Genomic DNA, 13,739 nt, shown 5'->3' with positions numbered 1-13,739 from the left:
ATTGATTGTGTTTGTGGGCACGAGCCGGAGGCGTCGCGCTAGCCGTTGAACTTATTTCTGCTCGCGCCATCGGGGGGGGGCAAACAAAACAAATCAATAAAAAACCGAGCAATTGCTCGGTTTTATAATTGTTTTATCACTATGAAATGCGCAATGCATGATGTTGTCAAGAGGTTTCTAGTTGGGATGTGCTATTGTTGGATTGCTATTATTTTGGCTTCAAAAGGTCTTAATGTTTGACTTTCTTTATTTTTTGAAATAGGATAATTGCCAAGCAACAGTCTTGATTTTGCCATTTTTAGTGTTGTTTTATAAGCGACTTCTTGTGCGGTAAAATTCAATACAACTAGAATTGTCTTGCTGTTTAATGTTCTTGTGTAGGCAAAAACACTAGGGTTTTCAGGGTCAATTAAGGCATAATTTCCGTAAACTAGTGCGGTATTGTCCTTGCGTAATTGGGCTAGTTTTCTAAAATAATGCAAGACTGAATTGGGGTCTTTCTCCTGTTCGGCTTCGTTTAGCGTGGTGTAATTAGGGTTCACTTTTAGCCACGGTTTTCCGGTTGTAAAGCCAGCATTTGCAGTGGCATCCCATTGAAATGGTGTTCTGCCGTTTTCTCTAGAGGTTTGTTTTTTGTTTTCTAAATAGGCTTTTAGATCACCACCTGCATTTTTTATTTGTTCGTATTTGTTGCGGGTATCCACATCGTTATAATCAACAATGTTGTCAAATCGGATGTTTACCATCCCGAGTTCATCGCCATTAAAATAAAACGGCGTTCCTCGCATGGTCATTACAAAGGTAGATAGCATTTTGGACGAAATAGCTCTAAATTGAGGCGTATCATTGCCAAATTTGCTAACCATTCGTGGTTGGTCGTGATTGGCCATAAAAATGGCGAGCCAGCCTTTGTCCTTAAACTCGGTGTCGTATTTAGAAAAAATGGCTTTGTACTTGTTCAAACCAAATTCAAGGAGACTATTTCCTATGTCTACGCTCTCAAAATGATAGGCAATATCAAGCTCTTTTCGGGCTGGATCTACAAATTTCATGGCATCAGCTGGCGAACTTCCTGCTCCTTCGGCCACGGTCATAATGTTGTATTTGCTAAACACTTCTCGGTTCATTTCTTGCAAATAATCATGCAAATGAGGCCCAACGCCATAGTATTTGATTATGTCTTTTTCGTATCCTTTGGGCAATTCTGGCCATGTGGTATCCTTTGAGGCAAATTGAAATGCATCCATTCTAAAACCATCAATGCCTTTGTCGAGCCAAAAGCGCATGATGTCATACACTTCATTTCGTAGTTTTGGATTTTCCCAGTTTAAGTCGGGTTGTTTTCTAGAAAAATAATGCAAATAGTACGAATTTGTTTGTGCCTCGTATTTCCAAGCTTCGCTATTTACGTCAAAAAAGCTCCATCTATAGGGTGGTTTTCCTTTTTCGGCAGGCCACCAGTGGTAGTAATCGCGGTATTTATTGTCTCTAGAACTTCGGGCTTGCTGGAACCATTCGTGCTCATCGCTGCTGTGATTTACAACTAAATCCATGATTAGTTTAATGCCTCGTTTGTGCATTTCTTTCAATAAAAGGTCAAAGTCAGCCATTGTGCCAAAATCCTTCATAATCTCCCGATAATTGCTAATGTCATAGCCGTTATCATCGTTTGGCGACGCATAAATGGGATTGAGCCAAACGGCATCGATTCCGAGACTTTTTACATAATCTAGTTTTGAAATGATTCCTTTGATATCACCTATCCCGTCCCCGTCGCTATCCTTAAAACTCCGAGGATATATTTGATAAACCACGGCTTTTTTCCACCATTTGGCATCTTGAGCAGGTGTAATTAACGTTTTTTCGGTTTGTGCATGGATGCTATTGCTGAACAACAAGAGCAAAATGGCGCTTAAGCATAAAGAGCGGATAGGTTTCATGGGTAGTTAAATTATAGGAATTGTTTTTTTTGATTGTCTATTGTGAGCCGTTTATTGCTCACGGATTAATATGGTTAAGCTTGAAGACTTTAAGTCAGCCTAAAATTCACTGTGGTTTGTTTTTTAATGATTGGGTTGATTTTTAAATCCATTTACGGCAGCTCTAAAATTACTGCTTCATAAGGGCGTAAGATTCCGTTTTTGAATGGGTTTGCGTAATTAGTAATCAAAACTTTGGCTTTTTTGAGGTTGATACCCGTATTAGCAGTTGCATTTTTGGTCGAAAAATTCAATAAAACCAATACTTTTTTGCCGTCTAATTCTCGGGTGTAGGCATAAACGGCAGGATTTTCTTTGTCTAAAAGGGTGTATTTTCCGTAAACCAAAACTGGGTTTGTTTTGCGCAAGTGCACCATTTTTTTAAAATAATTCAACACTGATTTTGGGTCTTTTTCCTGTGCTTCGGCATTCAAGGTTAGGTGGTTGTCGTTTACTTTTAGCCAAGGTGTTCCTGTTGTAAAACCTGCATTTTCAGTAGCGTTCCATTGAAATGGTGTTCTACCATTATCTCTTGCACCGCCTGTTTTTTGGTATTCGATAAATTCTTTCAAATCGCCACCTTCATTTTTTAAATGTTGGTATTGTGCCAAAGTTTCAATATCGCGATAGTCCTCTATTTTATCAAATTTGGCATTAACCATTCCTATTTCGTCCCCGTTGTAATAATACGGCGTTCCTCTCATGGAGAGTAAAAATGTAGTCAAAAGTTTTGAGGAATAATCATGAAATTCAGGTGCATCATTTCCCCAACGTGTTGCCATACGAGGTTGATCGTGGTTGCCTAGATAAATGGTTCCCCAGCCTTTGGTCTCGTATACTTTGTCCCAATCCGAATAGATTTTTTTGAAATCAACTAGCGAATAAGGGCCAGATTTCTTGAAATAACCGGGAACATAGCCCAGATTGGTGCCTTCAAAATGATAACCCATATTTAACTCTTTTCTATCGGCATCTACAAAATTTAATGCTGTAGAAGTCAACATTCCAGCCCCTTCGGCCAAGGACATACAGTCGTATTTGCTCAAAACTTCTCTATTCATTTCCTGAAGATACTCGTGTAAATGAGGCCCGCTACCCATGTAGACATCCCAGCGACCGTGGTAGTTTTTGTCTAATTCGGCTTGTGTGATTACTGGAAATTCAGGATCCTTTGAAATAAACGGAATCACATCCATACGGAAACCATCAATACCTTTGTCTAACCACCAACGCATCATGGTATATATTTCTTGGCGTAATTTTGGGTTTTCCCAATTCAAATCGGGTTGTTTGTAATTGAAATAATGTAAATAGTAAGAATCTGTGGTTTTGTCGTACCTCCAACCGCTTCCATCGGCTTCAAAAGCACCTGGTCTAAAGGCAGGTTTTCCTTTTTCGGCTGGCCACCAGTGGTAATAATCTCTGTAAGGATTGTCTCTAGATTTGCGACTTTCTTGAAACCATTTGTGTTCGTCTGAACTGTGATTGACAACTAAATCCATCACTAATTTCAAGCCTCTTTCATGCATGCCTTTTAGCAAAGCATCAAAATCCGCCATCGTTCCAAATTCTTTCATGATGGCTTGATAATCCGAAATGTCGTAGCCATTATCAGCGTTTGGTGAGCCGTAAATTGGGTTAAGCCACACGACATCTACACCCAAACTTTTGATGTAATCCAGTTTTGAAATAATTCCTTTTAAATCGCCCACACCATCGCCATCCGTATCCTTGAAACTGCGGGGATAAATCTGGTACACTACTGCTTCTTTCCACCATTTTTTTTCATTTGCCACTTTGATATCTTGCGCCATAGTTTGATTTCCGGTTATAATTCCTAGGCTTAATAGCGCTATGGAGGTTAGCTTTTTGAGTGTTACTTTCATTTTTAATGGATTAATTTGTTGGTTTTATAAATTAGGACGAAATCGATATATTCAAATAAGCAATTGCTTACTTGAGATTGCGTTTGGTAAAATTAGATGCTTTTCCTTCACTAAATTTTATTTGTTTAAAAAAAGTAAATTTATTTTTTTATAAAATACTAAAAATCAATTAAATGACTATTTTTTTTATTCAAAAAAAGTGGTAAATTAAAACTCAAAAATACGACTAAATGGGATTATTCTTTGTTTGCTGTGCCTATTGCCATCACGCTGTTTTCAAATTGATCTCGTGGACCAAGCGATTTGTTTTTTAGTTGCGACCTATAATTGTAAATCGTAGAAACAGAATAGCGCAAAAATCCAGCAATTTTTGTACTGTCTTTGATTCCTAACCGTATGAGTGCAAAAATGCGCAATTCCGTATTTAAGAGCTCTCCTTCTTTGGGTTGTGTGGCTTCTTTTTCACCTAATAAAGCTGTGAATTCTTCAATGAAATTTGGGAAAAGTTTTAAAAACGTTTGGTCAAAATTAGTGTAAAATTCCTTTAATTCGCCCTCAATAAAAGCATTTGATTTTACGGTATGAACCAAATCATTCATTTTCCCAGCCGTGGCCATGACTTTTAGTTTGCTACTGTATTCCTCTAGTTTTCCTATATAATCCGAGCATTGATCCATGTAGCGACCAATGTAGATTTCTTTAACAAGATTCGTTTCGGCGAGTGAAATGTTGCTTTGGTTTAGTTTTTTATTAAATTCATTGAGCTCTTTGTTTAATATAGAAAGTTGGGCATTGGCCAAATGAATGCTTTTTTGAGCTTTTCCTAATTTTTTCATTTGCTTAAAAAGCAATATCAAAACGCCCAATAAAAATAACGATAAGACACTTACGCTGATTAAAAATACCGTAAGCTGCCATCTATTGGTTTCGTTTTTATGCTCGTAGGCGTCGTTTATAATGGGCAACATTTTGGATATTTCGTAAGTTCTTAACCGCGCACTACAAAAAAGGGCATCTTCAAGGGAACGCTTGGTGTACGTATAGGCACGGTCGATATCGCCTTGATTGTAGCGAATTATTGCTAATTTTCGTAATGAAATATTTTCTTTTTTGACCAATTGCAAATCGGATATTGCCGAGATAGCCAGCCATTTTTCTTCCGCGCTGCTGTTTTTTTTCAAATGATACACCTCCGAAATAATATAGGCGATAACGGCTCTATCTGGATTGTTAGTCGCAATGCTAGGAAAGTAGGGCAGTAGTAGCTTTAATGTTTGGTCATAATTACCTAAATCAATACTTTTTTCGGCTTTGACGATAGTGATTTGAGGCGCGTTTTTGGGATAATATAACAAAGACGAATCTCGGTATTTTTTTGTCAAAACGAGGTATTTGTTTTTTTCCTGAATGGAGGTGGTATAATCCGAAAGCGCGCCATAAATAATTCGATGTGTCCAGAGGTAAGCGCCTTTTAAATTGGGTGAGGTTTCTATTTTTACTCCATCAAGAATGTCAATTGCTTCTTTATACATCCCTAAAGTTCCCATTATGGAGGCATAATTTAGCTTTGCTTCATTTGTTTTTTCAAAATCATTTATTTTGTTCGCTATGGCTACTTCTTTTCGGGCGTAGACTAATGCGGAGTCTGACTGGTAGGCTTTGTATTCGCTGTACAAATTGCCATACAAATGATAGCTTTGCGCATCAGTATTGGATTGGTTTAAATGTTTTTTTAGTTTTCCAATTTTGGTTTCTTTCTGCTCTAAAAACTGGTGGTAATCGCTTACAGTCTGGTCTAATTCCTGCAATAAAGCGTCAAAACTAGTTTGCCCAACGACAAAAATCGGGAATAGTAATAGTGCTAGTAAGGACAAAAATTTATTCATTGCAATGAAAAGTAACGGGTTTAAATAACTAAAAATCCATAGTAAAAGCCTGTTGGATGTTGCTTTTACTATGGTATTTTATCAAAGAGAATGTTTTTTTTAACATCCATTTGATTTTATTGGCTCTTCGCCATAACTAGTGGAAAATCAAATTTCGATAACCAACTCATTTGATAAATCTGCAAAATCTGCGTTCCATTTTTCACGCAGATTTAGCAGATTCAGCAGATTCTTTTGATACCTGAAACAAATGCCTTCTTAAAATTCCACTGTTTTAGGCGAAGAATCATTTTGTTTTTTCGAAAAAAAAATTATAGATTCATAAATTCTTTTATCTCTTGGTTGGTTATTTTGGGATTGGCACCTTCGTTTTGCGCCACAAGTCCGCCCAGAGCACAAGCAAAATCGATGGCACTTTGAGGGTCGTTTTGGGTGAGTAACTTGCTTAATAATCCTGCCAAAAAAGAGTCGCCAGCCCCTACGGTATCTGCAACTGTAATTTTGTAACCGCTGTTGTAATAGAGTTTTTCGTCATAGTATAAAACGGCGCCGTGACTTCCCTTGGTTACACATATATGCTTGGTATTGGTTTGTGCTGCTATAAAAAGAATGTTTTGTTCCAGTGAGTTGTAGGGCGAGTTCATAAAGGCACTTATTTCATATAATTCGTCATCATTGAATTTTATAAAATCAGATTGCATCATTAGGCTAATTAGTAGTTCTTTGGAGTAAAATGGGGCTCTCAAATTCACATCAAATATCTTGTATTTGGCATAATTAATCAATTCAAACAAGGCGTCATGGGAAACAGTATCCCTACAAACCAAACTACCAAACACAAATGCATCCGCCTGTTTTACGGTAATTTCATTTTCAGGATTGCAAACAATTTTGTCCCAAGCTACGGGATAATTGATGGTGTAGGAAGCGGAACCTTTGTCGTTTAACAGCACCATAACTTCTCCAGTTGAATGCGTTTCGTCTAGTTGTATGGCTGCGGTATCAACACCGTTTTGGGCGACATATTCTAGCAACTCGTTTCCCAGGGCGTCGTTCCCAACTCGGCTAATGATTTGTACCTTTAAGCCGAGTGATGATAGGCGTAGCCCAACATTTAGGGGTGCTCCGCCAATTTTTTGGTGTGATGGAAAAACATCAAATAATACTTCTCCAAAGCATACTACTGTTGCGGTTTTTGTTGTTGAACTCATTTTTTAAGCATTTTATGTTCTAATTCTTCTAGCGATAATCCTTTGGTTTCTGGCATCATAAATAATACAAATAGCAATTGCAATACCATCATAAAAGCAAAGAAAGCAAATATTGGCCACGGATTTTCTTTAAAAATGTCAATCACAACTGGGCCAGCCAAAGTGATTAATGCCGCAAAAATCCAGTGAATTCCCGTTCCAAAGGATTGCCCATTGGCACGAACATTATTTGGAAATATTTCCGAAATAAAAACCCAAATTACAGCTCCTTGTCCAATGGCATGCGAGGCAATAAAAACCATTATCGACACCATTAATACAATGGAACCTAAATTATTGTGAAAAGCCAAAGCCACCATTCCTAAACTCAAAATATAACCAATGGAGCCAATGAGCATCAATTGTTTACGCCCTAAAACATCAATTAATCGCATTCCTGCAAGGGTAAAAACGAGATTGGTAACCCCAATTAAAATCGAATTCAATAAAGACTCTTTGGAACCCAATCCTGCCATTTCTAAAATTTCGGGAGCATAATACAAAATGAAATTAATTCCCGAAAGTTGGTTGAAAAAGGCCAATAAAAACGCTAATATAACTGGTAATTGGTATTTTTTTGAAAAAATAGTTTCTTTTACAGTTGTTGCTACTACATCTTTTTTGATTTCATTAAAATTTTCTAAAGCTTCTTTTTTGCTGTAAATCATTTCAAGTACTTGCATTCCAGCAGCATCATCTCTTTTTTTAAGAATTAACCAGCGCGGACTGTCTGGGATTTGCATGACGATTATACTGTAAATTAATGCTGGAATTGCTACAATGCCTATCATCCATCGCCAGTCGTTGGCACCTCCAATGCCTTCAAATAAATAATTGGAGAAAAAGGCAATCAGGATTCCGAAAACAATATTGAATTGAAACAAAGTACCCAATTTACCTCTGTTAGCAGGTGTTGAAATTTCCGAAATATATATGGGTGCCGCTACCGATGAGGCTCCAACTCCAATACCACCAATGAATCTAAAAAACGAAAAAACGTACGGATTAGGTGCCAATGCGGAGCCCAAAGCGGATATTAAAAATAGAATCCCAATCCAGAACAACGTTTTCTTGCGTCCCCATTTGTCACAAGGAATGCCACCGAGTAAGGAACCCAAAACGGTACCCCATAATGCCATTGACATGATAAAAAGCCCGTGGAACAAGGGTGTTGTGTGCCATAATTCCTTGATGGGTAAGTTGGCACCCGATATGACAACTGTGTCAAATCCGAATAAAAATCCCGCAACAGCTACGGTAAGAGACCAATTTCTAACGTTATTCATTTTTTTTGGTTATTTGGTTTGGTTGTTTTTGTTAAAGCTTATTTTTTGTCCCAGATTCCTTTTATAGCATTGATTTTAAAATCTTTGAGTGCTATATTTTCATCTGAAGAGAGGGTTAGTTTCGTGTAGGGTTGTTTTGGAAAAATTTGTTCGGTAAAACTATACAAACCACCATCCAAGCAAATTTCGATTGACGACCAGTCCAAAATTATTTGATAGTTACAATTTGTACTGTTTCGCCCCGAAATAGGAGTGGTATGGACTTTTTCTCCAAAACTTTTTTCGAAAGTGGTCATTCCTGAATGCGTTCTATCGATTGAAAATACCTTTGAAGTTGTATCGTAATTTAAAACCAACGAATCCGATGCAGCATTCGAATAAACCAATTTTAATTTTTTTGCTTCGGCATTAAACTGGATTTGAGATTGGTTGAAATTTTGGTATTCAAAAGTTATTTTTTGGTTGGCTTTTATCGGTAAGGAATTTTTAGAAAAAGCAACTTGAAATTGATTTTTTATAGCTGGAATAGGCGTGTTTTTCAAAATAAAATGCCCATTTATTTTTTCTAATGAGAGCTCTCGTGGCAGTGTCATAGCGCTTCTCCAGTTTTTGGTTGGTGTTTTTATGGCATAGCTCCAATTGCTCATCCAGCCCACAAAAATGCGTTTGTTGTCAGGGGCATTGTTGTAAGTTACACCCGCATAATTATCGGTGCCATAGTCAATCCATCGGGTTTCTTTTTGGGTTGTAGTAAAAGTTTTACCGTCATAATCACCTATGAAATATTGCGTTCCTGAACCACCATTGGGTGCGCCAGGATTGATGCTAATGAGCAAAACCCATTTTTCTTGGGTTGAGTTGGCTACTTTTAATTTAAAAAGATCCGGACATTCCCAAACGCCACCATGGGCACCATTCTTTTTGCCAAATTCGCCCGTAAGTTTCCAGTTGAGTAAGTTGGTAGAATTATAAAATTGTGCATGATCTCCAGCTACCAAAACCAAATTCCAAAGCTTTGTTTCGGGATTCCAAAAGACTTTTGGATCTCTAAAATCTTTCAGGTTTGGGTTGGCAATTATTGGATTTTGGGTGTATTTTGTCCAAGTAGTTCCTTCGTCTAGGCTGTAAGCCAAACCTTGGGACTGCATTTTTATGCCTTTGGCCTTTTCGATTTCGAGGTTGTGGTAGGTAAAAATTGCAATCATGGGCAGATTTGCCGTAGTGCCTAACCCGGAAGAATTACTACTGTCCATGACCGCACTTCCAGAGAAAATGAGTCCTAATTTATCGGGATACAACGCTATTTTTTGGTGTTTCCAATGTATTAAATCCGTACTAGTGGCATGTCCCCAGTGCATAGGGCCCCAAACGGTAGCTCCCGGAAAATATTGGTAAAATAAATGGTAAATTCCTTTGTAATATAACATTCCGTTTGGGTCATTCATCCAGTTTTTTTGGGGTGTGAAATGAAATTGTGGTCGAAACGGTTCTTGATAAAGTGAAGCCGAATTGGGAACTAAAGCTCCTTTTGATGGAATAGTAATGGTGGCGTTTTCTTCTTTTTTACAGGAAAAAAAGACGATTGTGATTCCGAGGTAAAGAAGTAGTATTAATTTGTTTTGAAACACTTTCACGCAATATAGTTTTGATTGTTAGAACTATAAAAATAGAATATATTAAGGAAATTTTAAGAATTCAGAAAACGAAATCGTTTTCGAAACTCCGAAAACGTTATCGGTGCTAAATATAGAGGTCTTGTTCTAAATAGTCCGTTTTTAAGGAATAAATAATTTAAGTTTGAAAACTATTTTTAAAACAAAAATCATGATTTCAAATTTTAAAGTATTGTTAATGTTGCTTTTGGCGGGGCCAATTGTTTTTGGACAAGCAAAATCAGATGAATGGCATTTGGTTGCTAATTCTAGGGAGAATTATTTTGGTGTGGCGATGGCGAACGGTCAAATTGGGATTGTAACGGATGATACGCCATTAAAAACAAAAGAAATTATCCTAAATGGCGTTTATGACGGCAGCCCCGAAAACGGAATTAGTCGCATTGTGCGCGGTATCGAGTTTTTAAATCTGCATTTGAGTATTAATGGTCAAGAAATAAAATCGGACAATATTACAAATTGGAGTCAAGTGATTTCTATGAAAGAGGGGATGAGTACCACTTCGTTTTCATTCAACAAATCAGCTTCAATTAATTATACGATTTTGGCAAATCGAGCGGTTCCCTACTCGGCGATGGCAATTGTAGAAATCACCCCACTTGCGGATATTGAAATAGTTGCTAATAATTATATGATTGTTCCTAGTGAGTTGAAAGAGGCTAAAAGTCAGTTTCGAGTATTGAAGGATAACCAATACATGATGCCCGTTTTTGGGACAACTGCCAAAACCTTAACGGGGAAATATACGATTTCGGCATCGACTACTTTCCTTTTTGATGGGCAAAATGAAGCTTTGAAACAAACAGGTAGTGAAGTTGGTTTTACAAAAAAATTAATGAAAGGGCAAAAATACCGTTTTGCAATAGCTGGAGGAATTTGCACCTCAAAAGATATTACAGATCCTTTGAACGAATCCGAAAGGCAACCTATTTATGCTTTGCAACAAGGAATCGATAATTTAGTCAATCGTCACAAACAAGCTTGGGCGGAACTATGGAACACCGGTGATATTCAAATCGAAGGTGATCTTGATGCGCAACAGCGGGTTCGTTTTGCGTTGTATAATTTGTATTCCTACATTAGACCAGAAACAAGACAAAGTATTGCGCCTATGGGATTGTCATCGCAAGGTTACAATGGACATATTTTTTGGGATAGTGAGCTTTGGATGGTGCCAACACTTCTGGTCTTGCAACCTGATATGGCCAAATCGTGTCTCGATTACCGCTCGGATCGTTTGAATAAAGCCAAGCAAAAAGCGACCATTTACGGGTACAAAGGAGCTATGTTTCCCTGGGAATCCGATGATACAGGGGAGGAAGCAACACCTACTTGGGCTTTGACAGGGATTTTTGAACAGCATATTACAGCCGATGTATCGATAGCTTTTTGGAATTATTACGCATTAACTCAAGATAAAGCGTGGTTAAAAAGTGAGTATAAAGTACTGAAAGAAACGGCGGATTTCTGGGTAAGCCGTGTGGTGAAAAATGACGATGAAAGTTTTTCTATTCTAAATGTTGTGGGAGCCGATGAGTATGCGCAACATGTGGATGATAATGCTTTTACCAATGCGTCAGCAAAGGAGGCCTTGAAAAACACCATCAAAGCAGCAACAATTCTAAACGAACCAATTGATCCCAAATGGATTGCCGTTTCCGAAAAATTAGTTATTCATACCAAAAATGGCATAACTCAAAATTACAAAGGCTATGATGGGCAAACAATCAAGCAAGCTGATGTCAATTTATTAGCCTATCCGTTGCATATTATTACGGACAAAGCTCAAATCGAAAAAGATTTGGATTATTACACCGAAAAAATTGACAAAAAAGACGGGCCTGCAATGGCTTCAGGTGTGTTATCTGTTTTGTATGCTCGAATGGGCAACAGCGATAAAGCGTATGCGTATTTTGTAAAATCGTATTTGCCTAATAGTCGTCCGCCTTTTGGTGTTTTTTCGGAATCGGCAAATAGCAATAATCCTTATTTTGCTACTGGAGCTGGAGCAATGTTACAGGCCGTTATTTACGGTTTTGGTGGTGTTGAGCAAACGGATTTTGGATTAAAATATAATAAAGGTATTTTGCCAAAAAAATGGAAATCACTAAAAATTATAGGTATTGGAATTGATAATAAAACCATTACGATTGAGTAATTTTTTATAAAAAAAAAGAGGCTGTCATTGCGACAGCCTCTTTCACCAATATAAACAAGTAAACCACTAACTTAATAGGTTGGATTCTGAACCAAATTTGGATTTGCATCCAATTGTGATTTTGGCAACGGCATTAATTCTCTTCCTGCTGGAACCGTTTTTCCAGTTCTCAATAGCATGTATTGTGTAGCTTTTCCGGATCTTCTGTATAAAAACCATTGTGTGAATTCGCCCGCTAATTCGTGACGGTATTCGTCTAAAATATCAGTTATTGTGATGGTAGCTTTTGACGCTAAACCTGCTCTAGTTCTAATGATATTAAGAGTAGTTGCCGCTTTTGCACCTTGACCTAATTGTAAGTAACATTCAGCTAAACTCAACAAAGATTCTCCATAACGCGCTAGTATTTGGTTTTGACCGCCAAATATTGTTCCGTAGCTGTTTCCTTGTAATTGTGGGTCTCTCCAAGTTTTCACACAAAAATAACCTGCATTACTTTGTTGTAGCCATGGTTTTGCTAGAGTACCACACGTGTTTAGACCGTATAATTTATCTCCAACAACTGCTTTTTTAACTTCTGGATGGTCTTTTATTTGCATTAATGGATCTGGATGTGCATCACCAGGGCCTAATACGGTACATAATTTTCTTTTGTCTCCAGCTTCGAACGAGTCGTACAATACTTTTGTAGCATTGATATAACCACCCCAACCGCTTAATTCTTGTGGCATACACATTGATTGTAGGTAGGTTACGTTGTCATTACGACCCCAGCCCATATCAGATGCCGCACTAGATAATTGAATTTCGAATAAGGATTCTTTACCGTTTCTATTAGCAGCAGCGTGAATATTGACATAATTAGCTTCTAATTCGGCATGACCTTGTAGTGCTTCAAAAGCGGCAGCAGCTTTATCGTATTGTTTTAACCACATATAAGCATTTCCTAAATAGTGGTAAGCAGCAGCTTTTGTAGCTCTACCTTTGTTGTCGCTATCGTAGGTCCATACTAGCAAAGGGATTGCAGCTTCCATGTCCTTTACGATTTGAGTAAATACTTCGTCTTGCGTATTTCTTCCTAAAGTATAATCCGTGGTTTCTTCGGTTACGATTGGTAAACCTCCAAAATTTTGTGCCATAGAAGTGTACAAGAATCCACGAAGAAACAAACTTTCTCCAAGTAATCTGTTTCCCAATGCTTTGGTTACTTTCCCAGCTTCGATTGCTGGTTTTAATTTTGCTATAGCAGCATTGGCTCTGCCAATTCCTTGGTAATTAAGTACCCAAAGATTTTTCCATCTTCCGTCATCACTTTTTACGGTAAAAGTAGAGAATTGCGTATCGGCACCTGAATCCTCAAAGTCAAGTGTTGGGTAGTTAGAAGGTACCCAAAGTGACTTGGTATTGTATTCTCTACCGTCCGATTCTGCTTGTAGGGCATCGTAAATACCACTTACAACTGCTGTAGCTGTTGCGTCCGAGCTAAATGCGGTGATGTCATTAAGACCATCCGTTTTTTTGTCTTGTAAGAATTCATTAGAGCAGCCTAATGCTAATAATATCGCAAATCCTGCTGTGATTCGTACTAGATTTTTTTTATTTGTTTTTTTATACATGACTA

The 13,739-nt window shown here is 37.7% G+C and carries 8 protein-coding genes; 1 reads left to right on the top strand and 7 read right to left on the bottom strand.

Annotation, left to right across the window (positions count from 1 at the left end; translation table 11 throughout):
• Window positions 1-191 precede the first annotated feature (191 nt).
• The 6 genes from FNW21_RS03855 to FNW21_RS03830 form a co-directional block, all read right to left on the bottom strand.
• Window positions 192-1,940 carry a glycoside hydrolase family 13 protein gene (locus FNW21_RS03855; RefSeq protein WP_144255409.1) on the bottom strand — a complete coding sequence of 583 codons (1,749 nt, stop codon included), beginning with the start codon at window positions 1,938-1,940 and terminating at the stop codon, window positions 192-194.
• 152 nt (window positions 1,941-2,092) lie between these two features.
• Window positions 2,093-3,865 (bottom strand): glycoside hydrolase family 13 protein, encoded by a 1,773-nt coding sequence (locus FNW21_RS03850; protein WP_317129292.1) that lies wholly within the window; start codon window positions 3,863-3,865, stop codon window positions 2,093-2,095.
• A 236-nt stretch (window positions 3,866-4,101) separates the two neighbouring features.
• Window positions 4,102-5,751, bottom strand: a complete 1,650-nt coding sequence (locus FNW21_RS03845; protein ID WP_144255408.1) for a DUF6377 domain-containing protein — start codon at window positions 5,749-5,751, stop codon at window positions 4,102-4,104.
• Window positions 5,752-6,062: 311 nt separating this feature from the next.
• Entirely contained in the window at window positions 6,063-6,962 is a 900-nt protein-coding gene (locus FNW21_RS03840; RefSeq protein WP_144255407.1) for a carbohydrate kinase family protein, read from the bottom strand.
• Window positions 6,959-8,287, bottom strand: a complete 1,329-nt coding sequence (locus FNW21_RS03835) for a sugar porter family MFS transporter (RefSeq protein ID WP_144255406.1) — start codon at window positions 8,285-8,287, stop codon at window positions 6,959-6,961. Before FNW21_RS03835 ends, FNW21_RS03840 begins: the two co-directional genes overlap by 4 nt.
• A gap of 38 nt (window positions 8,288-8,325) precedes the next feature.
• On the bottom strand, window positions 8,326-9,921 hold the full coding sequence (locus tag FNW21_RS03830) for a glycoside hydrolase family 32 protein (protein WP_144255405.1): 1,596 nt from the start codon (window positions 9,919-9,921) through the stop codon (window positions 8,326-8,328).
• A 190-nt stretch (window positions 9,922-10,111) separates the two neighbouring features.
• Here FNW21_RS03830 and FNW21_RS03825 point away from each other — a divergent pair, with 190 nt between their 5' ends.
• Window positions 10,112-12,118: a glycosyl hydrolase family 95 catalytic domain-containing protein gene (locus FNW21_RS03825; RefSeq protein WP_144255404.1), complete on the top strand. Its 2,007-nt coding sequence runs from the start codon at window positions 10,112-10,114 to the stop codon at window positions 12,116-12,118.
• 71 nt (window positions 12,119-12,189) lie between these two features.
• Here the strand turns inward: FNW21_RS03825 and FNW21_RS03820 are convergent, their stop codons facing one another.
• Window positions 12,190-13,734 carry a RagB/SusD family nutrient uptake outer membrane protein gene (locus FNW21_RS03820; RefSeq protein ID WP_144255403.1) on the bottom strand — a complete coding sequence of 515 codons (1,545 nt, stop codon included), beginning with the start codon at window positions 13,732-13,734 and terminating at the stop codon, window positions 12,190-12,192.
• Between the last annotated feature and the right edge of the window lie 5 nt (window positions 13,735-13,739).

The sequence above is a fragment of the Flavobacterium restrictum genome, assembly GCF_007097245.1.
In the GTDB taxonomy this organism is placed as follows: Bacteria; Bacteroidota; Bacteroidia; order Flavobacteriales; family Flavobacteriaceae; genus Flavobacterium; species Flavobacterium restrictum.
This window is presented reverse-complemented; position numbering and strand designations above follow the sequence as displayed.

What these genes read in the sequence shown, in the direction of transcription:
- FNW21_RS03825 (WP_144255404.1), top strand. Translation starts at nt 10,112, where the DNA reads ATGATTTCAAATTTTAAAGTATTGTTAATGTTGCTTTTGGCGGGGCCA.
- FNW21_RS03855 (WP_144255409.1), bottom strand. Translation starts at nt 1,940, where the DNA reads ATGAAACCTATCCGCTCTTTATGCTTAAGCGCCATTTTGCTCTTGTTG.
- FNW21_RS03835 (WP_144255406.1), bottom strand. Translation starts at nt 8,287, where the DNA reads ATGAATAACGTTAGAAATTGGTCTCTTACCGTAGCTGTTGCGGGATTT.
- FNW21_RS03845 (WP_144255408.1), bottom strand. Translation starts at nt 5,751, where the DNA reads ATGAATAAATTTTTGTCCTTACTAGCACTATTACTATTCCCGATTTTT.
- FNW21_RS03840 (WP_144255407.1), bottom strand. Translation starts at nt 6,962, where the DNA reads ATGAGTTCAACAACAAAAACCGCAACAGTAGTATGCTTTGGAGAAGTA.
- FNW21_RS03850 (WP_317129292.1), bottom strand. Translation starts at nt 3,865, where the DNA reads ATGAAAGTAACACTCAAAAAGCTAACCTCCATAGCGCTATTAAGCCTA.
- FNW21_RS03820 (WP_144255403.1), bottom strand. Translation starts at nt 13,734, where the DNA reads ATGTATAAAAAAACAAATAAAAAAAATCTAGTACGAATCACAGCAGGA.